Origin of the sequence: Streptomyces sp. NBC_00212, assembly GCF_045206365.1 — a bacterium.
Taxonomy (GTDB): Bacteria; Actinomycetota; Actinomycetes; order Streptomycetales; family Streptomycetaceae; genus Streptomyces.
This window is the reverse complement of record NZ_CP108115.1, coordinates 3221153-3246183: the sequence shown is the minus strand read 5'-3', so window position 1 is coordinate 3246183 and position 25031 is coordinate 3221153. Positions and strand designations below refer to the sequence as shown.

23 protein-coding genes are annotated in these 25031 nt (G+C 70.4%); 12 read left to right on the top strand and 11 right to left on the bottom strand.

The annotated features are described in order from the left end of the window. The first annotated feature begins 141 nt into the window (after positions 1-141). The gene (locus OHA17_RS14605; protein WP_406507021.1) at positions 142-2427 is read left to right on the top strand and encodes a transglycosylase domain-containing protein; all 2286 of its coding nucleotides are present in this window, start codon (positions 142-144) and stop codon (positions 2425-2427) included. Positions 2428-2490: 63 nt separating this feature from the next. Here OHA17_RS14605 and OHA17_RS14600 read toward each other — a convergent pair whose 3' ends face one another. The 3 genes from OHA17_RS14600 to OHA17_RS14590 all read right to left on the bottom strand — a co-directional run bounded on the left by OHA17_RS14600 (position 2491) and on the right by OHA17_RS14590 (position 6951). Continuing rightward, positions 2491-4527: a SpoIIE family protein phosphatase gene (locus OHA17_RS14600; RefSeq protein WP_406507020.1), complete on the bottom strand. Its 2037-nt coding sequence runs from the start codon at positions 4525-4527 to the stop codon at positions 2491-2493. Positions 4528-4820: 293 nt separating this feature from the next. After that, the gene (locus OHA17_RS14595; protein WP_406507019.1) at positions 4821-5504 is read right to left on the bottom strand and encodes a DUF402 domain-containing protein; all 684 of its coding nucleotides are present in this window, start codon (positions 5502-5504) and stop codon (positions 4821-4823) included. Between the two features lie 55 nt (positions 5505-5559). Further along, positions 5560-6951 carry an aspartate ammonia-lyase gene (locus OHA17_RS14590; protein ID WP_053726274.1) on the bottom strand — a complete coding sequence of 464 codons (1392 nt, stop codon included), beginning with the start codon at positions 6949-6951 and terminating at the stop codon, positions 5560-5562. Between the two features lie 107 nt (positions 6952-7058). Between OHA17_RS14590 and OHA17_RS14585 the strand changes: the two genes are divergently transcribed. Next, positions 7059-8582 (top strand): ricin-type beta-trefoil lectin domain protein, encoded by a 1524-nt coding sequence (locus tag OHA17_RS14585; RefSeq protein ID WP_406507018.1) that lies wholly within the window; start codon positions 7059-7061, stop codon positions 8580-8582. 21 nt (positions 8583-8603) lie between these two features. Here OHA17_RS14585 and OHA17_RS14580 read toward each other — a convergent pair whose 3' ends face one another. Both OHA17_RS14580 and OHA17_RS14575 read right to left on the bottom strand, forming a co-directional pair. After that, positions 8604-8906: a hypothetical protein gene (locus OHA17_RS14580; RefSeq protein WP_398876470.1), complete on the bottom strand. Its 303-nt coding sequence runs from the start codon at positions 8904-8906 to the stop codon at positions 8604-8606. Between the two features lie 141 nt (positions 8907-9047). After that, positions 9048-10718, bottom strand: coding sequence for a fumarate hydratase (locus tag OHA17_RS14575; protein ID WP_406507017.1), 1671 nt, complete (start codon positions 10716-10718; stop codon positions 9048-9050). Positions 10719-10884: 166 nt separating this feature from the next. On the opposite strand from OHA17_RS14575, the gene OHA17_RS14570 reads away from it, so the two are divergent. Next, entirely contained in the window at positions 10885-11583 is a 699-nt protein-coding gene (locus OHA17_RS14570) for a DUF1707 domain-containing protein (protein ID WP_406507016.1), read from the top strand. Positions 11584-11734: 151 nt separating this feature from the next. Next, entirely contained in the window at positions 11735-12088 is a 354-nt protein-coding gene (locus OHA17_RS14565; RefSeq protein ID WP_053726269.1) for a WhiB family transcriptional regulator, read from the top strand. Positions 12089-12222: 134 nt separating this feature from the next. Here OHA17_RS14565 and glpX read toward each other — a convergent pair whose 3' ends face one another. Then, positions 12223-13254, bottom strand: a complete 1032-nt coding sequence (glpX, locus tag OHA17_RS14560; RefSeq protein WP_053726268.1) for a class II fructose-bisphosphatase — start codon at positions 13252-13254, stop codon at positions 12223-12225. Between the two features lie 128 nt (positions 13255-13382). On the opposite strand from glpX, the gene OHA17_RS14555 reads away from it, so the two are divergent. Beyond that, a complete protein-coding gene (locus tag OHA17_RS14555) occupies positions 13383-13940 on the top strand; it encodes a DUF4245 domain-containing protein (RefSeq protein ID WP_398876465.1) in 558 nt (185 codons plus the stop codon). A gap of 209 nt (positions 13941-14149) precedes the next feature. Here the strand turns inward: OHA17_RS14555 and OHA17_RS14550 are convergent, their stop codons facing one another. The 4 genes from OHA17_RS14550 to OHA17_RS14535 all read right to left on the bottom strand — a co-directional run bounded on the left by OHA17_RS14550 (position 14150) and on the right by OHA17_RS14535 (position 17915). After that, positions 14150-14740 (bottom strand): malonic semialdehyde reductase, encoded by a 591-nt coding sequence (locus OHA17_RS14550; RefSeq protein ID WP_053726266.1) that lies wholly within the window; start codon positions 14738-14740, stop codon positions 14150-14152. 297 nt (positions 14741-15037) lie between these two features. Further along, positions 15038-15268: an exodeoxyribonuclease VII small subunit gene (locus tag OHA17_RS14545; protein WP_053726341.1), complete on the bottom strand. Its 231-nt coding sequence runs from the start codon at positions 15266-15268 to the stop codon at positions 15038-15040. A 10-nt stretch (positions 15269-15278) separates the two neighbouring features. Continuing rightward, positions 15279-16493 carry an exodeoxyribonuclease VII large subunit gene (xseA, locus tag OHA17_RS14540; protein ID WP_406507015.1) on the bottom strand — a complete coding sequence of 405 codons (1215 nt, stop codon included), beginning with the start codon at positions 16491-16493 and terminating at the stop codon, positions 15279-15281. A gap of 9 nt (positions 16494-16502) precedes the next feature. Next, positions 16503-17915: an APC family permease gene (locus tag OHA17_RS14535; RefSeq protein WP_406507014.1), complete on the bottom strand. Its 1413-nt coding sequence runs from the start codon at positions 17913-17915 to the stop codon at positions 16503-16505. A gap of 75 nt (positions 17916-17990) precedes the next feature. Between OHA17_RS14535 and OHA17_RS14530 the strand changes: the two genes are divergently transcribed. Both OHA17_RS14530 and ppgK read left to right on the top strand, forming a co-directional pair. Next, a complete protein-coding gene (locus OHA17_RS14530) occupies positions 17991-18980 on the top strand; it encodes a 4-hydroxy-3-methylbut-2-enyl diphosphate reductase (protein ID WP_399484122.1) in 990 nt (329 codons plus the stop codon). A gap of 98 nt (positions 18981-19078) precedes the next feature. Continuing rightward, positions 19079-19831, top strand: coding sequence for a polyphosphate--glucose phosphotransferase (ppgK, locus tag OHA17_RS14525; RefSeq protein ID WP_406507013.1), 753 nt, complete (start codon positions 19079-19081; stop codon positions 19829-19831). Between the two features lie 90 nt (positions 19832-19921). On the opposite strand, the gene OHA17_RS14520 is transcribed toward ppgK, so the two are convergent. Next, a complete protein-coding gene (locus OHA17_RS14520; protein ID WP_406507012.1) occupies positions 19922-20524 on the bottom strand; it encodes a DUF6542 domain-containing protein in 603 nt (200 codons plus the stop codon). 174 nt (positions 20525-20698) lie between these two features. Here OHA17_RS14520 and ychF point away from each other — a divergent pair, with 174 nt between their 5' ends. The 5 genes from ychF (at position 20699) to OHA17_RS14495 (ending at position 25022) form a co-directional block, all read left to right on the top strand. Continuing rightward, a complete protein-coding gene (gene ychF / locus OHA17_RS14515; protein WP_406507011.1) occupies positions 20699-21787 on the top strand; it encodes a redox-regulated ATPase YchF in 1089 nt (362 codons plus the stop codon). A 360-nt stretch (positions 21788-22147) separates the two neighbouring features. Continuing rightward, positions 22148-22312: a hypothetical protein gene (locus tag OHA17_RS14510; protein WP_406507010.1), complete on the top strand. Its 165-nt coding sequence runs from the start codon at positions 22148-22150 to the stop codon at positions 22310-22312. Between the two features lie 405 nt (positions 22313-22717). Beyond that, the gene (locus tag OHA17_RS14505; RefSeq protein WP_406507009.1) at positions 22718-23779 is read left to right on the top strand and encodes a zinc-binding alcohol dehydrogenase; all 1062 of its coding nucleotides are present in this window, start codon (positions 22718-22720) and stop codon (positions 23777-23779) included. 161 nt (positions 23780-23940) lie between these two features. Next, complete coding sequence (locus OHA17_RS14500; RefSeq protein ID WP_406507008.1) at positions 23941-24339, top strand: 6-pyruvoyl trahydropterin synthase family protein; 399 nt, start codon at positions 23941-23943, stop codon at positions 24337-24339. A gap of 2 nt (positions 24340-24341) precedes the next feature. After that, on the top strand, positions 24342-25022 hold the full coding sequence (locus tag OHA17_RS14495; protein WP_406507007.1) for a RibD family protein: 681 nt from the start codon (positions 24342-24344) through the stop codon (positions 25020-25022). Positions 25023-25031: the final 9 nt, after the last annotated feature.

The following is a 25031-nucleotide window of genomic DNA, read 5'->3' as shown; positions in this document are numbered from 1 at the left end:
CGTCGGTTCCCATGGGGCAGGTGCTCATTCTCACGTACGGAAAAGGCGTGATCGAATCCGCTTTGTCCATAGGTGCGGTGTTAGTTTTCTGAGCTGATCTGGCGAGTCTGGTGAGTCATATGAAGGCGAGCGACTGAGGTTATGGGCCGAGCGGAAGAGCGGCGCGCCCGGCAGGGCGGGGCGCGCCGGGGCAAGCAGAAGGTGAAGAAAAAGGGCATACGCCGGTTCTTCACCTGGAAGAAGATGCTCGGCACGTTCTTCGGGCTCTGCCTCCTCGCGATGGGCGCGTTCTACGTCATCTACCTGATGGTGCCGATCCCCAGCGACAACGTCGAAGCCAAGTTGGAGAGCAACGTCTACAAGCTCTCCAACGGCCAGGTGCTCGCCCGCACCGGTGATGTCAACCGAGAGACGGTCTCGCTCGACAAGGTCCCCGTCCCGATCCAGCACAGCTTCGTCGCCCTTGAGAACAAGACCTTCTACGACGACAAGGGCGTCGACTTCAAGGGCACCACCCGCGGCATCCTGAAGACCCTGATGGGCAAGGGCGCCCAGGGCGGCTCGACGATCACCCAGCAGTACGTCAAGAACAACTACCTGACGCAGGAGCAGACGGTCACCCGCAAGCTGAAGGAGATCGTGATCTCCCTCAAGGTGGACCAGCGCTACTCCAAGAGCGACATCCTCGCCGGGTACATGAACACCAGCTACTACGGCCGGGGCGCCTACGGCATCCAGGCGGCGGCGCAGGCGTACTACGGCAAGGACGTCTCCAAGCTGACGCTGGAGGAGGGCACTTACCTCGCGGCGCTGCTCCAGGCCCCCAGTCAGTACGACTGGCAGACGGCCGGCCCGGTCGGCAAGCAGCTGGTGCAGGGGCGCTGGAACAAGGCCCTCGACAACATGGTCGACATGAAGTGGCTGACACCGCAGGACCGGGCGAAGCTGAAGTTCACGCCTCCCAATGACGCCAAGGTCGCCCCCGGCATGGTGGGGCAGACCGGCTACCTGGTCGATGCCGCCAAGAAGGAGCTGACCAACAACGGGGTGAGCGACGCCGTCCTGGCCCGCGGCGGCTGGACCATCACGCTCAACATCGACCCCGCCAAGCAGAAGCTCCTGGAAGACGCGGTCAAGGCGCAGCTGACCAGCAAGCTCGACCCGAAGAAGCGCAAGGTCGACGCGGACCTTCAGGCCGGCGCGGCCTCGGTGGACCCGAAGACCGGCTCGGTGGTCGCCCTCTACGGCGGCCAGGACTTCCTGAAGCACCAGCTCAGCAACGCCACCAACCCCACCTACCAGCCCGCCTCGACCTTCAAGCCGGTGATCCTCGCGGCCGCCTTCAACCAGGGCGCCGAGACGCAGGACGGCAAGCAGATCAAGGCGAACACCGTCTACAACGGTGACAGCAAGCGGCCGGTCAAGGGCAGCGACATCGCCTTCGACCCGCCGAACGAGGACAACGTCGACTACGGCCCGATCAGCGTCCAGGTCGCGATGAACAAGTCGGTCAACTCCGTCTTCGCGCAGATGGGCGTCGACGCCCACCTCGACAAGGTGCGCGACACCGCCGTGGCCATGGGCATGACGTCCCTCAAGGGCAAGGCCCCCGTGCCCGCCATGACGCTCGGCTCCTACGGCGCCAGCCCCCTCCAGATGGCCGCGGTGTACGCCACGCTCGACAACCACGGCAAGGAAGTCACGCCGTCGATCGTGAAGTCGGCCGAGCACAAGGACCACAAGTACGAGAAGCCGGACCCGATCGGCAGCCAGGTCATCAGCAAGGAGGCGGCGGACTCCGTCACCTCGGTGCTCACCGGCGTGGTCGACGACGGTACGGCCAAGGACTCGGTGGCCGACGCCGACAACCGCGACGGCAAGCAGGTCGCGGGCAAGACCGGTACCTCCGACGACAACAAGTCGGCCTGGTTCACCGGCTACACCCCGGACCTGGTCACCTCGGTCGGGCTGTGGGGCGAGGCCGCCGAGCCGCGGACCGTGAAGGGCGACGACGGCAAGAGCGTGACCGTCCCCAAGGGCGGCCAGGTCTCGATGTCTGGCGGCGCCGGCACGGACGGCCGCATCAACGGTGGCAACATCCCGGCCCACATCTGGGCCGCGTACACCTTCGACGCGGTCAAGGGCGGCACCGACAAGTTCGACCTGGACACCGACCAGGGCGCGGCGATCGAGCCCGCCTACACCCCGTCCAAGCCCCCCTCGAACACGCCCTCCAAGCCCGCGTCGAACACGCCGTCCAAGCCGCCGTCCAAGGGCCCGTCGAACACGCCGTCCAACACCCCGGTGACCCCGAGCAACACCCCGTCCAACACGGCCTCGCACAAGCCGAAGCCGCCGACGCCGACCGCTTCGACCACGGGCGGGGCGAGCCCACCGGTGGACGACCCGCTCAACCCCAACGGCTGACAACGGCCGACGGCCCCCGCCCCGGGAAACCGGGAGCGGGGGCCGTCTCGTTCCAGAACCGGTTCAGGTCCGGGTGGGCAGCTCGAACCAGACCACCTTGCCGCCGGAGAGCCGGGTCGCGCCCCAGCGTCTGGCCAGGCGGTTCACCAGGAAGAGCCCGCGCCCGCCCTCGTCGGTCTCGCGCGCCCGGCGCTGCCGGGGCAGCTGCGGGGAGTCGTCGCCGACCTCGCAGCGCAGTACGTCCGTCTTGAGCAGCCGCAGCGTGACCGGCCGCTCCGCGTAGCGCACGGCGTTGGTGACGACCTCGCTCACCAGGAGCTCCACCGAGTCGGTCAGCTCCTCCAGGCCCCAGCGCTCCAGGGCGCGGCGGGCCAGGCGCCGGGCCCGGCCGGGGGCGGTCTCCTCCGGGTCCAGGAACCAGTACGCCACATCGCTCGGCGCGATGCCGTCGAAGCGGGCGGCGAGCAGCGCGATGTCGTCGTCGCGGTCCCCGGGGCCGAGCATGTCGAGCACGTCGTCGCAGAGCGCTTCGAGCGGCGGCGAGTGGTCGGGGCCGGTCAACTGGGCGGTGGCGGCGAGGCGTTCACGCAGCTGCTCGATGCCGGTCCACACGTCGCGCAGGCGCGACTCGACCAGGCCGTCGGTGTACAGGAGCAGTGTCGCGCCCGCCGGGGCGTCCAGCTCGACCGCCTCGAAGTCGACCCCGCCGACACCGATAGGGGCGCCCGGCGGCACCCTGAGGACCTCGGCGCGGCCGCCGAGGTGGAGCAGGACCGGTGGCGGGTGGCCGGCGTTGGCGATGGTGATGCGGTGCGCGACCGGGTCGTACACCGCGTACAGGCAGGTCGCCATGCGGTCGGTGCCGAGCCGCTGGGCCTGCTCGTCGAGGTGGTGCAGGACCTCGGCGGGCGGCAGGTCCAGGCCCGCCAGGGTCTGTGCGGTGGTGCGCAGCTGGCCCATGATCGCGGCGGAGGTCATGGAGTGGCCCATGACGTCGCCGACGACCAGGGCGACCCGGCTGCCGGGCAGCGGGATCGCGTCGTACCAGTCGCCGCCGACCCGGGCGGTCTCGGCGGCCGGAAGGTAGCGCGAGGCGAGCCGCACGCCGGTGGGCTGGGGGAGGCTGTCGGGCAGCATGGTGCGCTGGAGCTCGTCGGCGATGTACGCCTCGCGGCCGTACAGGACGGCCTTGTCGATGCCGAGCGCGGTGTGCGTCGCCAACTGGGCGGCCACCAGAAGGTCGTTGGCCTCGAAGGCGGGCCGTTCGGGTCCGCGCACGAAGACGGCGGCGCCGATCACCCGCCGCCGGCCACGGAGCGGCGCGAGTATCGCCCGTCGGCCGCCGGGCACCGTACGGTCGGGGCCGAGCAGCTCGGCGAGGGCCGCGCGGGCGGCGGGGGACTCCGCGAAGACCGGCCGCACCCCGCGCAGGACCTCGTTCAGTTCGCCGCCGGTGCGCACCTCGCACAGCTCGGAGGCGGGGGTCAGGTCGGGGCCGGGGCCGAGCAGGGTGAGGCCCTCGGCCTCCGCGCTCTCGCTGAGCGCCTCGTCGACTAAACGCAGCCGGTCGGTGCGGCGCAGGCGCAGCACGAACGGCGTCGCCGGACGTTCGTCGCCGACCGGCAGCGGGTCGCGCAGGTGGACCAGAATGGCGTCGGAGAACGTCGGCACGGTGGCCCGGCACAGGCCGAGCACGATCTCGTCGAGGTCTATGCCGCGGGCGATCCGCCGGGTCGCGGCGCCCACGAAGCGCAGCCGGTCGCCCTCGCGGCGAGCCACCGCGGCGGCGCCGTCGCCGGAACCCGAGGCCCCCGATCCGTCTTCGCCGGGCACCCCGGGCACGCCGACCGAGGGCACGGCCGAGGCGGCCGCGGTGTCCCGGCTGCCGCGCTCGGGCTGGCCGGGCACGGAGGCGGTCACGCCGCCGCTCCGGTCGGCGGCGCGGGCGCCCAGCGGGGTGCGCCGGGCCGGGCCGCCCGGGTCCGGGGTGTCGGCATGGGGCCTCCCCTGCTCCTCAAGAGCGTGGGGAAGGGGCTGCTCGGTGGGCCGGGCGAGTTCCTTGCGCCGGCTCTCGTGCGAGGTGGGCTGGGGCTCCGTCACGCGTCGGGTTCCGTCCGTCCGGGATGAGACATCCACCCTGCCGCCAGCGGCGGCAGTGGCAGCGACAGGGTGAGGATGCGCGATGCGGTCGCTCCACGCCGAGTACCCTCCCCCTCGTTCTCAAGGCGCGGGGGCGGGCCCGTCCGGGCGGCGGCGACACCGGGCATGCTCCACCCCCCTGTGGTGACATACGGTCAATTCTTGCACCGGGACTGCCGATTGCTGCTGGTGGCCCCTGCGTGGCCCTGCGGAGGACGATCCTACGTTTGAACCCCGGGGGCGCATCAAGGGTCTCACGACGTCATATGCGCCGGGGTGCGATCCCAGTCCGCCGGGAGCGCGGGGACGGGCCAGAGCGGATCGGGCCGCCACGCCTCCCAGCCGTCCGAGAACGGCGGGCCCCACGCCTTGATGACCTCGACCGCGGCGTGCCCGGCCGCCCGGACCCGCCCGGCCCGCTCGCCGTCCATCAGGCCCACCCGCTGGGCCTGGGCGAACTCGTCCTCGTCCAGCCAGCGCCAACTGCGGTCCGGGGACACGGATATGTCGAGGAAGTGGTCCGTGGAGTCGATGCCCCGCGACCACCGGGCGCGCGGCTCCTCCAGGTTCACGTACCAGTTCTTGAAGCGCCAGCCCCGCTCCCAGAAAAGCCATACCGACCAGGGCTCACCGGGGCGCGCCAGCTTGAGCACGCCGGTGCCGAACCACTGCGAGCGCTCCGTGGTGCGCGGGGCGGTGTAGCGGGTGGCCAGCGGTTCCTTGTGCAGGGGCCGGCCGTCGGCGAGCACCGGGCGGACGCACTCGGTGCCGGGCGCCATCCACACGGCGAGCAGGTCGTCGGTGTCCTGGACGACCGTGACCGGACGGCAGATGTGGAACGGCCCGCCCTCTTTCGGGCCGGGGGCGTGATCGCGGTAGCGCCAGAGGATCTGGTCCCCTGGCGCCCAGTGTGGGGTGCCGCCTCCTGTACCTGCCATGCGCAGATATTACGGAGTGCGGTCAAGACCACGCTGCGATACAGATCACCCGGTCTCAGGGACGGGTCATCCGCAGCACGTCGAGGGCCTCGTCGAGCTGCTCGACGGTGAGGTCCCCGCGCTCCACGTACCCCGATTCGAGGACCACTTCGCGGATGGTCTTCCGCTCGGCGAGGGACTTCTTGGCGACCTTGGCGGCCTCCTCGTACCCGATGTACTTGTTGAGCGGGGTGACGACGGACGGCGAGGACTCCGCGTACTCGCGGGCCCGCTCGACATTCGCGGTGATGCCGTCGATCGTGCGGTCGGCGAGCAGCCGGGAGGCGTTGGTGAGCAGCCGGATCGACTCCAGGAGGTTCTTGGCGATCACCGGCAGCATCACGTTGAGCTCGAAGTTGCCGGCCGCGCCCGCCGTCGCGACGGTCGCGTCGTTGCCGACGACCTGGGCCGCGACCATGAGGACGGCCTCCGGAATGACCGGATTGACCTTTCCGGGCATGATCGACGAGCCCGGCTGGAGGTCGGGAAGACTGATCTCGGCCAATCCTGTACGCGGCCCCGAGGCCATCCAGCGCAGGTCGTTGGAGATCTTGGTGAGCGAGACGGCGATGGTGCGCAACTGCCCGCTGGTCTCCACCAGGCCGTCGCGCGCCCCCTGCGCCTCGAAGTGGTCCCGGGCCTCGGTGAGCGGCAGGCCGGTGGCCCGCGCGACCTCGGCGATGACGGCTGCGGAGAAGCCGTGCGGGGTGTTGATGCCGGTCCCAACTGCCGTGCCGCCCAAGGGGAGTTCGGCCAGGCGCGGCAGCGAGGAGCGCAGCCGCTCGATGCCGTACCGCACCTGAGCCGCATAGCCGCCGAACTCCTGGCCCAGCGTCACCGGGGTGGCGTCCATCAGGTGCGTACGGCCCGACTTGACCACGTCCGCGAACTCGGCCGACTTGCGCTCCAGGGCGCCGGCCAGGTGGTCGAGCGCGGGGATCAGGCCGGCGGTGACGGCGGCCGTCGCGGCGATGTGGATGGAGGACGGAAACACGTCGTTGGAGGACTGCGACGCGTTGACGTGGTCGTTGGGGTGGACGTCGCGGCCGAGCTTCTCGGTGGCGAGCGTGGCCACGACCTCGTTCATGTTCATGTTCGAGGAGGTACCGGATCCGGTCTGGAAGACATCGACCGGGAAGTGCTCGTCCCAGCGCCCGTCGGCGACCTCCCCGGCCGCCTCCTCGACGGCTCCCGCGATGTCCTTGTCGAGCACGCCGAGCTCGGCGTTGATCTTGGCCGCGGCCGCCTTGATGCGGGCCAGCGCCTCGATGTGGGCGCGTTCCAGGCGCTGACCGGAGACGGGGAAGTTCTCCACCGCCCGCTGGGTCTGCGCCCGCCACTTGGCGTGCGCGGGGACCCGCACCTCGCCCATCGAATCGTGCTCGGTCCGGTACTCGCCGTCGTTCATGTCAGTGAACCTCCATAGAAAGTTGAGCGCTTGTCTTGTTCTACCTATTCCCAACACGCCCTACTGGCCAGTAAATACCGGTGGTAACCAATAACCGGGGAGGCGCAATGAGGCGCACCAGGCACAGACTTCGCTGTACGTTCGCGGCGGCGGTGGCCGCCGCGGCGGCGTTCGGGGGCATGGCGGCCGGCGCGACCACCGCGCAGGCCGCGGCCGCGCCGTCCGTCCAGTCCACTCCGCTCTCGCCCGAGCTGGAGAAGATCCGGGCGGCCGAGGCCACCCAGCTGTACGGCAGCCCGGCCGAGCGGCCGATGGCCGACCGCAAGACCGGCTTGATCTCGCTGGGCGACAGCGAGATATCCGGCGAGGGCGTCGGCACCTACGAGGCCGGCACCAACGGCCCCGACAACTGGTGCCACCGCTCGCCCGACTCCGCGATCCACCGCACCGGCATCCCGGCCGACGAGACGTACAACGTGGCCTGCTCGGGCGCGTACACCGGGAACATCGTGATCGGCGGGACCAAGCAGTACGCCGACGAGCTCGTGCAGAGCGACAGCCTCGCCGTCAAGGCGCGCAACACCCGCATCAAGATGGTGCTGCTCGTCGCCGGGGCCAACGACGACCTCCAGTTCGCCCCGGTCATGACCGACTGCGTCGAGCGCTATCTGCTGCTCCAGGGCCCGTGCCAGCCCAAGTACGAGGCCGGCTGGCAGGCCAGGGTGGACGCGCTCGTGCCCAAGGTCGAGCGGACCGTCAGCGACCTCAAGACCGTGATGCGCGACGCCGGTTACACCGACGGCTCGTACAAGCTGGTCGTGATGGGCTACCCGAGCCCGATCGGCCCCGACTTCCACGACAACCCGAGCTTCCCCGGCAAGCTCGCCTGCGGCGGCCTCGGCTACGACTCCGACACCGTGTGGGGCCGCAACACCGCGGTGCCCGCCTTCGAGGTCGGCATGCGCAAGGCGGCCGAGGCCACCGGCGCGACCTACCTCGACAACTCGCGGCTCTTCAACGGCCACGAGGTGTGCATGGAGGACACCTGGGCCCGGGGTCTCTACATCGACCTCTCCAAGCCCGGACTGCCGGACTCGAACTCGGTCCGCCAGTCCTTCCACCCCAACTACCGGGGCCACGGCGCCTTCGCCTCCTGCCTCACCCAGCTCTACAACTCCGGTGCCCAGGAAGGCAGTTGCGCCGACCCGGCGTCCACCGGGACCCCGACGCTCTACCCGCTCGCCTGGGACGACGCGTACAAGCCGCTGAAGAACGCGGCGACCGGCACCTGCGTCGACGTCACCGCCGCGAACAGCGCCAACGGCACGGCGGTGGGCGGCTGGGACTGCCACGGCGGGCGCAACCAGGGCTGGTGGTACGACGGCGACCGGAGGTCCGTCCACACCCAGCTCACCCAGGACCGCTGTCTGGACGTGCCGGGGGCGAACTACACCGCCGGCGCCAAGCTGATCATCTGGAACTGCTCGGGCGCCGCCAACCAGGAGTGGGTGCGCCAGTCCGGCACGCTGCGCCCGGCCGCGGCGACCAACCTGTGCGCCACGCTCGGCGCGGCCAAGGACCCGCTCACGCTGCGGCCCTGCGACGCCACCACGAGCCAGCGCTTCGCCTGACCCGCACGGCGCCCGGCCCCGTCACGGACAGCCGTCCGCGGCGGGGCCGAGGTGCGCCACTTCGATGGCGGAGGGGGACAGCGCCGCCGACACCCGCACCCGGGCGCCGAAGGCGAGCGGAGTGCGCGCCCTGGCCGCGTACTTCAGCGACCGGCCGTGCACGCAGAACAGCACCTCGCCGTAGCCGCCCCGGGGGATCGGCGTGACCACCCGGCCCGCCTCGCCGACCAGCGCGTGGGCCGTCGGTGACGCCTTCGCGCGGCGCCGGCGCAGTGCCCGGTCGAGCCCCGCCAGTAAGCCGCCGGGCCCGAGAAGAAACCCCAACTGTGCCACCCCTCCTGGTGGTTGAACCGCCCCGGCCGATGCGGCGGCCGGGGCGATTGCGGACACATGCCAGGATAGGTGGCTAATTCACTGGGCCCTTAGGGCCTTTGGACCTTATTCGGGGCCGGAGTCGGACCGGCCCTAGGCCTGACCGGCGCCCCGGACGGGGATGTTGAGGAACGTCGGCGGCTCGGCGGGGGCCTGGAAGAAGTCGTTGCCCTTGTCGTCCACGACGACGAACGCCGGGAAGTCCTCGACCTCGATCTTCCACACCGCTTCCATGCCGAGCTCCTCGTACTCGACGACCTCGACCTTCTTGATGCAGTCCTGCGCCAGGCGCGCGGCCGGGCCGCCGATCGAGCCGAGGTAGAAGCCGCCGTGCGTGCCGCACGCGTCGGTGACCTGCTGGGACCGGTTGCCCTTGGCGAGCATCACCTTGGAGCCGCCCGCCGCCTGGAACTGCTCGACGTAGGAGTCCATCCGGCCGGCCGTGGTCGGGCCGAACGAGCCGGACGCGTAACCCTCGGGGGTCTTGGCCGGGCCCGCGTAGTACACCGGGTGGTCCTTGAGGTACTGCGGCATCTCCTCGCCCGCGTCGAGCCGCTCCTTGATCTTGGCGTGCGCGATGTCGCGGGCCACGACGAGGGGGCCGGTCAGCGAGAGGCGGGTCTTCACCGGGTACTTGGTGAGCTCGGCCAGGATCGCGTCCATCGGCTGGTTGAGGTCGATGCGTACGACGTCGTCGTCACCGGCGGAGAGGTGCTCGTCGGTCGTCTCCGGCAGGAAGCGGGCCGGGTCGGTCTCCAGCTGCTCCAGGAAGACGCCCTCGGCGGTGATCTTCGCGACGGCCTGGCGGTCGGCCGAGCAGGAGACGGCGATTGCGACGGGCAGCGAGGCGCCGTGCCGCGGCAGGCGAACCACGCGCACGTCGTGGCAGAAGTACTTGCCGCCGAACTGCGCGCCGATGCCGATCTTCTGCGTCAGCTCGAAGACCTTCTTCTCCAGCTCCTCGTCCCGGAAGCCGTGCCCCAACTCCGAGCCCTCGGAAGGCAGTTCGTCCAGGTGGTGCGCGGAGGCGTACTTCGCGGTCTTCAGCGCGAACTCGGCGCTGGTGCCGCCCACCACGATCGCCAGGTGGTACGGCGGGCACGCGGCGGTGCCCAGCGAGCGGATCTTCTCCTCCAGGAACTTCATCATGGAGGACTCGTTCAGGACGGCCTTCGTCTCCTGGTACAGGAACGACTTGTTGGCCGAGCCGCCGCCCTTGGCCATGAAGAGGAACTTGTACGCGCCGCCGTCGGTCGCGTACAGCTCGATCTGCGCGGGCAGGTTCGAGCCGGTGTTCTTCTCGTCCCACATGGTGAGGGGCGCCATCTGCGAGTAGCGCAGGTTGAGGTTGAGGTACGCGTCGTAGATGCCGCGCGACAGGGCCGCCTCGTCGCCGCCCTCGGTCAGCACGTTCTGGCCGCGCTTGCCCATGACGATCGCGGTGCCGGTGTCCTGGCACATCGGCAGGACACCCGCGGCCGCGATGTTGGCGTTCTTCAGGAGGTCGAGCGCGACGAACTTGTCGTTGCCCGAGGCCTCCGGGTCGTCGATGATCTTCCGCAGCTGGGCCAGGTGCGCCGGGCGGAGGTAGTGCTGGATGTCGTGGATGGCCTCGGCGGCCAGCTTGCGCAGCGCCTCCGGCTCGACCTTGAGGAACGTACGGCCGTCGGCCTCGAAGGTGGCGACACCCTCGGCGGTCACCAGGCGATACGGCGTGGTGTCCTCTCCCAGGGGGAGAAGGTCGGAGTACTGAAACTCTGGCATTGCGGCCATTCCTCACTCGGCAGACAGCTCCTGTACCTCCATTGGCACAGCACCCACCAGCGTATGCCGCCGCCGCGGCGCCGTTCTTGTGAGGTAAGGCTCAGTTGCCGAGCTCGCACCATCCTGCGACTAGTCGCGATCTATCGCGTTTGGGTACGCTGACTCCGTGGACCTCGAAAAGCACGCTCAGCCGGACCCCGCGGAGCCCGCGAAGGCCGACCTCGTCAAGCATGCCGAGCCCCCGGCGCTGCGAGCCTCCGACGCGGACCGGGACCGGATCGCCGACATCCTGCGCGACGCGCTGGCCGAGGGCCGGCTCGACGCCGCGGAGCACTCCGAGCGCATCGACGCGGTCTACCGCGCCAAGACCGTCGGTGAACTGGAGCCCCTGGTCCAGGACTTGCCGGCGGCCGGAGCCCGCCCGCGCCCGGTGGCCGCCCCCGATCCGCGCCTGCCCGAGGAAACGGGTGCGCCGGTCGACGCGGAGAACCTGGTCGCGGTCTTCTCCGCCTCCACCCGCAAGGGCCGCTGGCGGGTCGGCAAGCGCACCAACGCCTTCTCGCTGTTCGGCAGCGTGGAGATCGACCTCACCGAGGCGCTCTTCGAACAGCGCCTGACCGTCATCAACGCGACCGCGATTTTCGGCAATGTGGAGGTGCGGGTCCCGGAGAATCTGAGCCTGCGCGGCAGCGGCACCGGCATCTTCGGCAACTTCGAGGTGCACACCCTGGAAGCCGACGATCCTGAGGCGCCGGTGGTCGTCGTCAATGGATATTCCGTCTTCGGCAATATCGAGGCCAAGCCGAAGCGGGGCAAGCGCATCGCCGACCTCCACGACCGGCTGCGCAAGCGGCTCGAATCCTGACGGCCGGATCGGCGCGCGGCGGCGCCGGGTTCAGGCCATCGGCGACCCGAGCGAAGTTCCGCACTACGGAACTCAGTGCATAGGCACGCGTACAGCGGGTAGGGACTGTCGCATCGTCGCTCGCTCGCGAAGCCGTCGTCAGGAGTAGACCGTGCTGCATCCGCCGCATCATTCCCTGCAGGTCGCCGCCGTTCCGCCGCAGCGTGGTCCAGCTCGGGAGGATCAGGCGGGCCCGTGGCACGCGGAGGCGGTCTGCCGCCGGGACGAGGCGGGCCTGTTCTTCGCCCCGTCCAAGGAACCGACGGCCGCCCGGCTCTCCCGCGAGGAGGCCGCCAAGCGCGTCTGCGCCCGCTGTCCGGTGATGGTGGAGTGCCGCGAGCACGCCCTGCTCATGCCCGAGCCGTACGGGGTGTGGGGCGGCCTGACCGCGGCCGAGCGCCGTGTGGTCATCGCCCGCCGCCGCCGGCGCGAGGTGGAACTCAAGAAGGCCGCGTCCGCCGCATAGCTCCGCACACGGCTCTGCGTACGTGAAGGGGTGCCCCCGCCGCACTACGGGGACGCCCCTTCACATACGTACGAACTGCCTTGGCCCAGTGGGCACTTGGCCGGTTGCCCGACCGGTGGCTACTTGGCTGGTGGCTACTTGGCCCGGTCGAAGTCGATCGCGCTGTACGCGCGCAGCTTGGACAGGCGGTGCGTCGAGTCGATCTGGCGGATCGTGCCCGACTTCGAGCGCATCACGAGCGACTGGGTGGTCGCGGTCTCGGCGCGGTAGCGGACCCCGCGCAGCAGCTCGCCGTCGGTGATGCCGGTGGCGACGAAGAACACGTTGTCGCCGCTGACCAGGTCGTTCGTGGAGAGCGTACGGTCCAGGTCGTGCCCGGCGTCGATCGCGCGCTGACGCTCGGCCTCGTCCTTGGGCCACAGCTTGCCCTGGATGACACCGCCCAGGCACTTGATCGCGCAGGCCGAGATGATGCCTTCCGGGGTGCCGCCGATGCCCATGAGCAGGTCGACGCCGGTGCCTTCGCGCACGGCCATGATCGAACCGGCGACGTCGCCGTCCGAGATGAACTTGATGCGCGCGCCGGTCTCCCGGATCTCCTTGACGATGCCCTCGTGGCGGGGGCGGTCCAGGATCATCACGGTGACGTCCTCGGGCGAGGACTTCTTGGCCTTGGCGACCCGGCGGATGTTCACCGAGACCGGGGCGTTGATGTCGACGAAGTCGGCGGCCTCGGGGCCGGTGACCAGCTTGTCCATGTAGAACACGGCGGACGGGTCGAACATGGTGCCGCGGTCGGCGGCGGCGAGCACGGCGATCGCGTTCGGCATGCCCTTGGCGTTCAGGGTGGTGCCGTCGATCGGGTCGACGGCGATGTCGACCTCGGCGCCGGTGCCGTCGCCGATGTGCTCCCCGTTGTAGAGCATGGGGGCTTCGTCCTTCTCGCCCTCGCCGATGACGACCACGCCGTTCATCGAGACGGTGGAGACGAGGGTCCGCATGGCGTTGACCGCGGCGCCGTCCGCGCCGATCTTGTCCCCGCGGCCGACCCAGCGGCCGGCGGCCATCGCGGCGGCCTCGGTGACCCGCACCAGCTCCAGGGCCAGGTTGCGGTCGGGAGCCTCCGGGGAGACTTCGAGTTCGGACGGCAGATGATGCTCGGTCATCGGAGCGCACCTTTCTGTACGGCGACGGCCGCAGGATAAAAGAGGGTGCTAGGACTCTATCGGCACATCGACAAATTGAGCAGAGGGGCCCACGTATGAGCGGCGACATGACCTGAGACCATGGGGTCGTGGCAGGAACGCGCAGCAGCAAGCAGACAGTCCGGAACATGCTGCAGTCGCTGGCGGTGATCGGCATCGCGGCGGCTGTGATCTATGTGTTCATCCCGCACGACGAATCGGACGCCCCTCCGCTCAAGACCGTCGACTACAAGGTCGAGCTCACCACGGTGCGCCGGGCCGCGCCGTACCCGGTGGCGGCCCCGGTCGGCCTGCCCGACCAGGACAAGTGGCGGGCGACCTCGGTGTCGTACGACGGCGCCAAGGACAACGCCTGGCACCTGGGCTTCCTCGACCCCGAGAACCAGTACGTCGCGATCGAGCAGTCGACCGCGCCCTCGGACAAGTTCGTCACCGAGGTGAGCCGGAGCGCCACGAAGACCGACAAGTCGCAGAAGATCGCGGGCGCGACGTGGACGTTCTGGGACGGCCCCAAGTACGACGCCCTCGTCCGCCAGGACCAGGGCTCCACGACGGTGGTGATGGGCACGGCCCGGTACGAGCAGCTGGTGACGATGGCGGGGGCGCTGGAGTCGAAGAAGACGGCGCCGCCGACGCCGACGGGCTGAGACTTTCTGACCTATACACCTGTACCGCGTACTGGACCTGCGCCGCGTACGACGAGGGCCGCCGCACCTTTCCGGTGCGGCGGCCCTCGTCGTAGGAGCTGTGCGGCGGCTCAGACGGTGGTGACGACGTCCTTGTAGGCCAGACGCGGGCTGCGCGGACTGTGTCTTCCCGGGGGCAACCCCCGGACCCCCGGCCGAGGGGGTTGTGGTCAGACGGTGGTGACGACGTCCTCGTAAGCCAGGCGCGGGCTGCGCGGGAACCACGCGTTCTCGCCCGGCTTGCCGATGTTGACGACCATCAGCGGAGTGTGGTCGTCGTCCAGGAACTCCTTCTGCACGCCGGCGAAGTCCAGGCCGGTCATCGGGCCGGCGGCCAGGCCGGCGGCGCGGACGCCGATGATGAAGTACGCGGCCTGCAGCGCGGAGTTGAGCAGCGCGGCGCCCTCGCGGACCGGGCGCTCCGAGAAGAAGGCGTCCTTGGCGGCCGGGAAGTGCGGGAAGAGGGCCGGGAGCTCCTCGTGGAACTCGTTGTCCGAGGAGAGGATCGCGACCAGCGGGGCGGCGGCGGTCTTCGGCTGGTTGCCCTCGGCCATGTGCTTCACGAGGCGCTCGCGGGCCTCGGGGGAGCGGACCAGGGTGATGCGCAGCGGCGACTGGTTGAAGGCCGTCGGGCCGTACTTGACCAGGTCGTAGATCGCCTGGACCTGCTCGTCGGTCACCGGCTCGTCGGTGAAGGTGTTGGCGGTGCGGGCCTCGCGGAAGAGGAGGTCCTGGGCGGCGGGGTCAAGGGCGAGGGACATCTGGAAACTACCTTCCGGGCTGCTGATCAAGCGATGCCTCGACCGTACGGCAGGGTTAGGTTAACTTTCAACTAAACCCGGGTTGGCGTGATCAGCCTCACAGGGGGCTTCTTGCGGGCATACCCAGCCCGTCCGGCGTTTGAGGGCGAGCGCCCTTCAGGCGCGAACGGGGTCTGGGGCAGAGCCCCAGAAGTTCAGCTCAGCCCACCCACACCCCCGGAGGGTCTCGGGAAGGGGTGGGGTGGGGTTCCTCCTGGAGTCTGGGGCGGAGCCCCAGGAGCCCGGCGTCGGAGGGGCTCAGCCCTCCTCGGCGGGCTCGGCCAGCGCCGCGTCGAGGCGGGCCCGAGCCCCCTCCAGCCAGCGGCGGCACACCTTGGCCAGCTCCTCGCCCCGCTCCCACAGCGCGAGGGACTCCTCCAGCGTCGTACCCCCCGCTTCGAGCCGCCGTACGACGTCGATCAGCTCGTCCCGCGCCTGCTCGTACCCCAGTGCCGCATCGCCCGACGCGGCCTCGTCCGTCTTGGCCATGTGATCCACCCTAAGTCCGCGGTACGACAGTGACGTGCAGCTCGCCCTCGGCGACCCGGGCGCGCAGATCCTCCCCGGGCCCGACCTCGTCGGGGGAGCGGACCACCTCGCCCCCGGCCCGCTGGAGCACCGCGTACCCCCGCTCCAGGGTGGCCTTCGGCGACAGGGCCACCACGCGGGCGTGGGTGTGCGAGAGCTCGGAGTCGGCCCGGTCGAGGTGGTGGCCGAGCACCCGGCGGGAGCGGTGGAGCAGCGCGTCCACCTCGTCGGCCCGGTCGTCCACCATCCGCTGCGGCCGCTCCATCCAGGGCCGGCCGAGCACCCCGGCGAGCCCCCGCTCCTCCCGGTCGACGAGGCCGACGACGTGGCGGCGCGCCCGGTCCCGCAGCATCCGGACCCGGTCGAGCTCCTCGCCGACGTCCGGCACGACCTTCTTCGCCGCGTCGGTCGGCGTGGACGCGCGCAGGTCCGCCACCAGGTCGAGCAGCGGCGCGTCCGGCTCGTGCCCGATCGCCGACACGACGGGCGTACGGCACTGGCCGACCGCCCGCACCAGCTGCTCGTCCGAGAACGGAAGCAGGTCCTCCACGCTGCCGCCGCCCCGCGCCACGATGATCACGTCGACATCCGGCAGCTCGTCGAGCTCCTTCACCGCCTGGACGACCTGCGGCACCGCGTGCACCCCCTGCACCGCCACGTTGCGCACCTCGAACCGCACCGCGGGCCAGCGCCGCCGCGCGTTCTCCAGGACGTCCCGCTCGGCCGCCGAGGCCCGCCCCACCACGAGGCCGACGAGCTGTGGCAGGAACGGAAGCCGGCGCTTGCGGTCCAGGGCGAAGAGCCCCTCCGCGGCCAGGGTCCGCTTCAACTGCTCCAGTCTGGCGAGCAGCTCACCGATTCCCACGGGCTTTATCTCCACCGCCCGCAGCGAGAGCTGGCCGCGCGGCGCGTACCACTCGGGCTTCGCGTGGACGACGACGCGCGCGCCCTCCGAGACGACGTCGGCCACCGCGTCGAACACCTGGCGGTAGCAGGTCACGCCCACCGAGATGTCGTGCGAGGGGTCGCGCAGGGTCAGGAACACCACGCCCGCGCCCGGCCGCCGCGAGAGCTGAGTGATCTGCCCCTCCACCCAGACCGCGCCCAGCCGGTTGATCCACCCCCCGATGAGGCGTGACACCTCGCCGACGGGGAGCGGCGCGTCCGCACTCGTATTCAGAGCCATGTACGCAGGCTAGCCCGCGCCACCGACAGTCCCGCCCGGCGCCGGCGGCTCCGGGTCGGCGCCGTCCCGGCGGCCCCACTGCATGGCGAGCACCACCAGGCCCACCGCCAGCCAGCCGAGGCCGACCAGTTGGGCCGTGGCCGTCGCCTCCCAGATCACCGCGACGATGACGGCCGCGCCGAGCACCGGGATCACCACGTGGCTCAGCCAGTTGGGGGCGCCCTCCATGCGACGTACCGCGTACCAGCCGACCACGGAGGCGTGCAGCAGGAAGAACGCGGTGAGCGCGCCCATGTCGACCACCGACACGAGGTGGTCCATGCCGTCGTCGCGCCGGGCCGCCCACACCGCGGCCACCAGCGTGATCACCGCGGCGAGCAGCAGTGCCGCGCGCGGCACCCCCGAGTCGGTCCGCGACAGGACGCGCGGCAGGCGCCGGTCGCGGGCCATCGCGAAGACGAGCCGGCCCGCCGCGGCCTGCCCGGCGAGCGCCGCGAAGGCCGCTCCGATGGCCTTGCTGACCGCGACCAGCGTGTGCAGCCAGCCGCCGACCGAGGTCTCCACGGTGTCGTAGAACGCCGAGCCCTGCTTGACCGGGTCGGCCGCGAGCTGCGCCGACGACATCGGTTCGAGCAGGGCCGCCAGATAGGACTGCACGACGAACAGGGTCCCGGCCAGGACCAGGCAGAACAGCACCGCCCGCGCCACCTTCGCCGAGCCTCCCGTGACCTCCTCGGCGAACATGGCGATCGCGTCGAAGCCCAGGTAGGACAGGACCGCGACGGACACCGCGCCGAGCACCGCCCCCAGGGAGAAGCCCGCGTCGCCGTTCAGCGGCGTCAGCCAGCCCCGCTGCGCCCCGTCCCGTACGAGCACGACCACCGCCGACACGACGAAGACGAGCAGCACCACGATCTCCATGGCGAGCACCGCGAAGCCGACCCGGGCCGCGGCCCGTACGCCCCACAGGTTCAGGAGGGTGGTGATCACCACCGCGATCGCCGTCCACACCCAGCGCGACACCGACGGGACCAGGGAGTTCATCGCGATGCCGGAGAAGAGGTAGGCGACCGCCGGGATGAGCAGGTAGTCGAGCATCGCCATCCACCCGGCGATGAACCCGGGCCCCTCGCCGAGCGCCTTGCGCGCGTAGGCGAACACCGACCCGGCCAGCGGGGCGACCCGCACCATCTGGGCGTAGCTGAACGCGGTGAAGCCCATGGCGACCGTCGCCACCAGATAAACCAGCGCGACCGCACCGTGCGACTTGGCGTCCAGGGTGCCGAAGATGCCGACCGGAGCCATCGGCGCGATGAAGAGCAGCCCGTAGACGACCAGGTCCCGGAACCCGAGGCTCCGCCGCAGCTGCCCGGCCCCCTCGGCCACCTCACCCGTTTCGCTCTCGTCGCGTACGCCGCTCATGCAGCCAGTCTCACCGGCTCCGCGATCTTTGGCCCGCCGGGCACGCCGGTCGGGCTGTCCGTGCCAGCCCCTACCATGGACGGCATGACTGCTACCGCTTCCCGCCGGGTCCTGCTCGCCGCTCCCCGCGGCTACTGCGCGGGCGTGGACCGTGCCGTGATCGCCGTGGAGAAGGCCCTGGAGCAGTACGGGGCGCCCATCTACGTCCGGCACGAGATCGTCCACAACAAGTACGTCGTGCAGACCCTGGAGAAGAAGGGCGCGATCTTCGTCGAGCGGACGGCGGAGGTGCCCGAGGGCTCCATCGTCATGTTCTCGGCCCACGGCGTCGCCCCGACCGTCCACGCGGAGGCCGCCGAGCGCAAGCTGGCCACCATCGACGCGACGTGCCCGCTGGTCACCAAGGTCCACAAGGAGGCCGTGCGGTACGCCAAGGAGGACTACGACATCCTCCTGATCGGCCACGAGGGCCACGAGGAAGTCATCGGTACCTCGGGCGAGGCCCCGGACCACATCACGCTGGTCGACGGCCCGGACGACGTGGCGAACGTCGAGGTCCGCGACGAGTCGAAGGTCGTCTGGCTCTCCCAGACCACGCTGTCGGTCGACGAGACCATGGAGACCGTCGGCGCCCTGAAGAACAAGTTCCCCAACCTGCTCTCGCCGCCCAGCGACGACATCTGCTACGCCACGCAGAACCGCCAGGTCGCGGTGAAGAAGCTCGCCGAGGACGCCGAGCTGGTCATCGTCGTCGGCTCGAAGAACTCCTCGAACTCGATCCGCATGGTCGAGGTCGCCCTCGACGCCGGCGCCCCCGCCGCCCACCTGGTGGACTTCGCGGACGAGATCGACGAGGCCTGGCTGGAGGGCGTCACCACGGTCGGCCTGACCTCCGGCGCCTCCGTCCCGGACGTCCTCGTCGACGGCGTACTGGAGTGGCTGGCCCAGCGCGGCTACGGCGACGTCGAAACGGTGAAGACGGCGGACGAGTCGATCACCTTCTCGCTGCCCAAGGAGCTCCGCCGCGACCTGCGCGCGGAGGCCGCCGAGCTCTCGGGCGAGTAACCCGGTCCTGACGCCCGGCCACGTACCCCGTCCGGACACTCGGGCGAGTAACTTCGTCCTGCGCGTCAGGCCGCGCGTCCGCCCGTACCGTGGATCTCATGAACGCCATGAGGAACGTGTTCGGAGTGGACGTCGGCGGATCCGGCATCAAAGGTGCCCCGGTCGACCTGGAGCGCGGCGACCTGGCGCAGGAACGCCACAAGGTGCTGACCCCGCAGCCCGCCACCCCCGAAGCGGTGGCGGGCTGTGTCGCGGAGGTCGTCAGCCATTTCGGCTGGTCGGGCCCGGTGGGGATCACGTTTCCCGGGGTGGTCACCGCGAACACCGTCCGGACCGCGGCGAACGTCGACAAGAAGTGGGTGGGCGTGGACGCGGCCCGACTCCTCGGCGATCGCCTGGGCGGCCTGCCCGTCACCGTCCTGAACGACGCGGACGCGGCGGGCGTCGCCGAGATGCGCTTCGGCGCGGGCAAGGGCCGCAAGGGCACGGTGATCCTGCTGACCTTCGGTACGGGCATCGGCAGCGCGGTCTTCATCGACGGCCACCTCGTCCCCAACACCGAACTCGGCCACCTGGAGCTGCACGGCCACGAGGCCGAGAAGCACGCCTCGACCAAGGTCAAGGAGGACGAGGACCTCAGCTGGCCGCACTGGGCGCGCCGGGTCCAGAAGTACCTGGCCCACGTGGAGATGCTGTTCTCGCCCGAGCTGTTCATCATCGGCGGCGGGGTGAGCCGCAAGGCCGACAAGTTCCTCCCGCTGATCGAGGGCATCGAGGCGGAGATCGTCCCCGCGCAGCTGCAGAACAACGCGGGGATCGTGGGGGCGGCGATGGTGGCGGCGGGGCGATAGCCGCAGGCGGGGGCGGGCCGGCTTGTGGCTCGCCTCCTGCCGGGGCTGCCCCGGGTTGCCGAGGGGGGAATGCCTGTCAGGGGGGCGGGGTCAGAGCCTGCCTGCCGGCCCACCGGGCTTCTTCGGACCCTTCGGACCGCGCCGACGGCGGCTCATCATCCGAATCCTCCGTACGGTGGCGATGACCCCGGCCACGAGCGTTCCGGCGTACAGCCAGCCCGCGTGCAGGGCGAGCGCGGTGACCACGGCCATGGCCTGCCCGGCGAAGCCGCCGACGCCGCCCGCGATCGGGACGATCCCCACCGCGAAGGCGATGGGCACGCAGATCGGGGCGGTCACCAGGTCGGCGGGCCGCACCCAGAGCGCGGTCACCGCGCTGACCGGCAGGAACAGCACTCCGTACACCGCCGGTGAGCCGTCGAAGAGCACCCAGTCCAGCGTGCCGAGCACGAACATCACGGCCGCCGAGAAGAGCCCGCCGCCGAGCCCGGTGAGCCGGGGCGAGGGCAGTCTGCGCAGCGCGAGAACGATCGGCGGCACCGGCCGGGTGCGGCCCGCCGCCCCATAGACGGGGCCGTTCTCATCGGTCACCGCCGCTCCCGCGGGCACGCCGATGGGCGCCCGGGAGGACCCCGGCGCCGAGGTCCGTGCTCGCTGTCCGTGCTGCGGGGTGCGCGTCCTGTATTGCTCCACCGCACCAACGTAGGTCGCCACGGGCGAGTAACCGCCCATTGGACACGCCCTTTGGGTGAGCTTGCCTGTGCGTTCGACGGTCCGGGGCCGTCACGGCCGGTATCGCGCGCCCGTAAACTGGTGGGCGGTCCACTCTCAGGACCGTCCACCGCCCTCGTACCGGGAAGTCGCCACGTGTCGCTCACGATCGGAATCGTCGGTCTGCCGAATGTCGGCAAGTCGACCCTGTTCAACGCCCTGACCAAGAACGACGTACTGGCGGCCAACTACCCGTTCGCCACCATCGAGCCGAACGTCGGCGTCGTCGGCGTCCCGGACCCCCGCCTGGCCAAGCTGGCCGAGGTCTTCAACTCGCAGCGGCTGCTCCCCGCCACGGTCGACTTCGTCGACATCGCCGGCATCGTGCGCGGCGCGAGCGAGGGCGAGGGCCTGGGCAACAAGTTCCTCGCGAACATCCGCGAGTCGGACGCGATCTGCCAGGTCATCCGCGCCTTCAAGGACGAGAACGTCGTCCACGTCGACGGCAAGGTGTCCCCGAAGGACGACATCGAGACGATCAACACCGAGCTGATCCTCGCCGACCTCCAGTCCGTCGAGAAGGCGGTCCCGCGCCTGACGAAGGAGTCCCGCCTCCAGAAGGACAAGATCGCGGTCCTGGCGGCGGTCGAGAAGGCCCAGAAGATCCTCGAAGCGGGCGACACCCTCTTCTCGCACGGCATCACGAAGGGCACGGAGCAGGGCGACCTCCTCCACGAGCTGCACCTGCTGACCACGAAGCCGTTCCTGTACGTCTTCAACGTCGACGAGGACGAGCTGGTCGACGAGGACTTCAAGAACGAGCAGCGCGCGCTGGTCGCCCCGGCGGAGGCGATCTTCCTCAACGCGAAGATCGAGTCCGAGCTGATCGAACTGGACGACGACGAGGCCCTCGAACTCCTCCAGTCCATGGGCCAGGAAGAGCCCGGCCTGGCCACCCTGGGCCGAGTCGGCTTCGACACTCTGGGCCTCCAGACCTACCTGACGGCAGGCCCGAAGGAAACCCGAGCCTGGACGATCCCGAAGGGCGCCACGGCCCCCGAGGCAGCCGGCGTGATCCACACCGACTTCCAGAAGGGCTTCATCAAGGCGGAGGTCATCTCCTTCGCCGACCTGATCGACGCGGGCTCGGTGGCGGAAGCCCGCTCGCGCGGGAAGGCGCGGATGGAGGGCAAGGAGTATGTGATGCAGGACGGGGATGTTGTGGAGTTCCGGTTCAACGTTTAGCTGATCCAGCCAAGGCCGTCCGACCTGCCGTGCAGCGGGTTGGGCGGCCTCTGTGGTTCGTGCGCAGTCCGCAGAACAGAGGCTCCGCCGACCGCCGCCGGCTCGGCTTCTGCTAGAAAACAGGCGTGCACTCGGCTCTCAGTTCTTCCCAGCTTCAGCTTCTGCGGCACCTCGCGCTTGCAGAGGTTCCGCACCCCGATACGGACGCCGTGGCGGCGGCAGTCCGACGCTTGGACGAGTCGAGTGTCCAGGACGAGGTGAGAACCCTCGGGTGGGTGGGTGGGGTTGGTGGAGGTGGCCGAGGACCAACTTTCGATTACGCCACGGGGGAAAGCGGCCTACTTCGAGGCAGAGTGTTCCGTGCTGTCGGATCGTCTGGTCGAGGTGAGTGTCTTCGCCGACGAGCTTGAGCGGCGGGCGCCTTCACTGGCTGCTGAGCTTCACGCGCTCCGTCAACTCGCCGAGGGGGCCTGGAGCGTGGGGGAGGCGACGGCGTACGTCGACCGCCGACCAAAGTCGCACTGAGCTGTCATTCCTGTTCCTCATCGGAGAGAAGCTCGACCCGGCGGTGAGGTTTGCGGGCTTTCGCGAGCACCGGCAGGATCCCGACGTGTTTTCGGCCATCGTCATGCAGCGCTGCGCGCTGCTGATCGCCCTGCTCTAACGACGCGGACCGCTTTCCTGGCTCAGGCTGCGGCTGGTGGGGGTGGCGAGGGCCACAGGGGCTACCCGACGTTGCGGTCACCACGCAGGGCGGCGACTTCTGGGGCAGGCCGGATCTGGACGTGATCGTCTAGGATCGCGGGAACTCCCCGACCCCGGGGAGTAGCGGCGCCGAATCGGTGTGGGCAACGGCCGCGTGGGCCGGGGTTCTTGGGCCGGACGTCGTTGGGCGGTCCGTGGGCGGGCCACTATGGCAGAGGATCTCCCGTGCCAAGCCACATACGTGCCTTCTGGGTCTCCTCACCCGGCCAGGGTGAGATCGTTACCTCCGCCTGCCCGCCTGCCCGCCTGCCCGCCTGCCCGCCAGCCCGCCAGCCCGCCAGCCCGCCAGCCCGCCAGCCCGCCAGCCCGCCAGCCCGCCAGCCCGCCAGTGATGACGTCGTAGTTCGGGCTCTCTACTCGGGCGTCAGTCGCGGTACTGAGTCGCTGGTCTTTCAGGGGCGGGTTCCCGTCAGCCAGTACGCGGCCATGCGTGCGCCGTTCCAAGAGGGCGACTTTCCCGGGCCGGTCAAGTATGGGTATCTCAATGTCGGCCGGGTGGAGGCCGGGCCGGCTGAGCTTGTCGGGCGGGCCGTGTTCAGTCTGTATCCGCATCAGACCCGATTCCGCGTCCCGGTCGGCGCGGTCACGCCCGTTCCCGACGGCGTGCCCGCCGAGCGTGCCGTGCTGGCCGGGGTCGTCGAGACCGCGCTCAATGCGCTCTGGGACGCCCCGCCCCGGATCGGCGACCGGATCGCCGTGGTGGGGGCGGGCCTCGTCGGGTGCTCTGTGGCCGCTCTTCTCGCCCGGTTCCCCGGAGTCCGGGTCCAGCTTGTCGATGTCGACCCGAGCCGCGCGTCAGTCGCCGCCGCCCTCGGCGTCGACTTCGCCCTCCCCGCGCAGGCCACCGGCGACCGCGACCTCGTCTTTCATGCCAGCGCCACCCAGGACGGGCTCCGGCGGTCCCTTGAGCTCCTCGCTCCCGAAGGGGACGTCGTCGATCTGAGTTGGTACGGGGACCAGCAAGTCACCCTGCCGCTCGGGGAGTTCTTCCACTCCCGGCGGCTTTCGCTGCGCAGCAGCCAGGTCGGTTCCGTCTCGCCGGAGCGGCGCGGGCGGTACACCCCCGCCGACCGGCTCTCCCTCGCGCTCGACCTCCTGCGGGACCCGGTCTTCGACCATCTGATCACCGGCGAGTCCGATTTCGATGAACTGCCGCGAGTCATGGCCGACATCGCCGCGGGCAGGCTGCCCGGGCTCTGCCATCGCATCCGATACGGCCCCCGCTGATCCCCAGCCGCGGCCCCTGGGCTGAGCGCAGGCACCGCGCGCAGTGCGGCGCCGTCGGCGGCCCGCCCTGGCTGATGCCCAGCCCCTCCGTCGATCCCGGGTCCCGGGTCGATCCCCTGCCCCCCAATTCGGCAATTCACCAACCCCCCTTCGGAGAAGCCATGTTCAGCGTCACCGTCCGCGACCACCTCATGGTCGCCCACAGCTTCCACGGCGAAGTCTTCGGGCCCGCGCAGAAGTTGCACGGAGCGACCTACCTCGTCGACGCGACCTTTCAACGGCCCGAGTTGGACGGCGACAACCTCGTCATCGACATGGGCCTCGCGGCGGAGGCGGTGCGTGAGATCGTCGGCGGCCTTTCCTATCGGAACCTCGACGACGAGCCCGACTTCGCCGGGACCAACACCACCACCGAGTTCCTCGCGAAGGTCATCGCCGATCGCCTCGCCGCCCGCATCCACGACGGCGCGCTGGGCCCCGGCGCCCGCGGCCTGACCGGGATCGGTGTGCGGCTGCACGAATCGCACATCGCCTGGGCCGACTACCACCGCTCCCTCTGACCGTGGTGACCCGCCCGTACGTCGTGCTGTCGGCGGCCGTCTCCGTCGACGGTCGTCTCGATGACACCGCCCGAGATCGGCTCGTACTGTCCAATCGGAGAGACCTGGATCGGGTCGATGGTGAACGTGCTGCCGCTGACGCCATTCTCGTCGGAGCCAACACCTTGCGTAAGGACGACTCCCGGCTGCTGATTGCGAGTTCCGCCCTTCGCGCTCGACGCATCGCTGCCCGGAAGCCCGAGCATCCGCTCAAGGTCACCGTCACCCGGTCCGCCGATCTCCGTACCGATCTCGCCTTCTGGCACTGCGGAGGCGCAAAGCTCGTCTTCACCCTCGACGGTGCGATGGGCCGGGCCCGCCGCACCCTGGGGGCGTTCGCCGATGTCGTCAGCGCCGGGGCCGTGCTCGACTGGGGGCGTCTGCTCGACGAGCTCGGGCGGCGCGGGGTGGGGCGGCTGCTCGTGGAAGGGGGCGGGGACGTGCATACCCAGCTCCTCGCGCTGGATCTGGTCGACGAACTTCATCTCGTACTCGCTCCGTTGCTCGTGGGGGAGGCCGGCGCGCCCGCGTTTCTCGGCCCGGCGCCGTATCCCGGTGGCCCCACGGCCCGGATGAAACTCCTCGAAGCGCGGCCCATCGACGACGTCGTCCTGCTGCGCTATGCCCCGAAGGTCCGCTTGTAGAAACCGGCC

Bases quoted from the DNA above. Each gene is read 5' to 3' on its own strand.
- OHA17_RS14605 (WP_406507021.1), top strand. From the start codon at position 142: ATGGGCCGAGCGGAAGAGCGGCGCGCCCGGCAGGGCGGGGCGCGCCGG.
- OHA17_RS14595 (WP_406507019.1), bottom strand. From the start codon at position 5,504: ATGGCAGGTACAGGAGGCGGCACCCCACACTGGGCGCCAGGGGACCAG.
- OHA17_RS14590 (WP_053726274.1), bottom strand. From the start codon at position 6,951: ATGAACGACGGCGAGTACCGGACCGAGCACGATTCGATGGGCGAGGTG.
- OHA17_RS14585 (WP_406507018.1), top strand. From the start codon at position 7,059: ATGAGGCGCACCAGGCACAGACTTCGCTGTACGTTCGCGGCGGCGGTG.
- OHA17_RS14575 (WP_406507017.1), bottom strand. From the start codon at position 10,718: ATGCCAGAGTTTCAGTACTCCGACCTTCTCCCCCTGGGAGAGGACACC.
- glpX (WP_053726268.1), bottom strand. From the start codon at position 13,254: ATGACCGAGCATCATCTGCCGTCCGAACTCGAAGTCTCCCCGGAGGCT.
- OHA17_RS14550 (WP_053726266.1), bottom strand. From the start codon at position 14,740: ATGTCCCTCGCCCTTGACCCCGCCGCCCAGGACCTCCTCTTCCGCGAG.
- OHA17_RS14545 (WP_053726341.1), bottom strand. From the start codon at position 15,268: ATGGCCAAGACGGACGAGGCCGCGTCGGGCGATGCGGCACTGGGGTAC.
- xseA (WP_406507015.1), bottom strand. From the start codon at position 16,493: ATGGCTCTGAATACGAGTGCGGACGCGCCGCTCCCCGTCGGCGAGGTG.
- OHA17_RS14535 (WP_406507014.1), bottom strand. From the start codon at position 17,915: ATGAGCGGCGTACGCGACGAGAGCGAAACGGGTGAGGTGGCCGAGGGG.
- OHA17_RS14530 (WP_399484122.1), top strand. From the start codon at position 17,991: ATGGACGGCATGACTGCTACCGCTTCCCGCCGGGTCCTGCTCGCCGCT.
- ppgK (WP_406507013.1), top strand. From the start codon at position 19,079: ATGAACGCCATGAGGAACGTGTTCGGAGTGGACGTCGGCGGATCCGGC.
- OHA17_RS14500 (WP_406507008.1), top strand. From the start codon at position 23,941: ATGTTCAGCGTCACCGTCCGCGACCACCTCATGGTCGCCCACAGCTTC.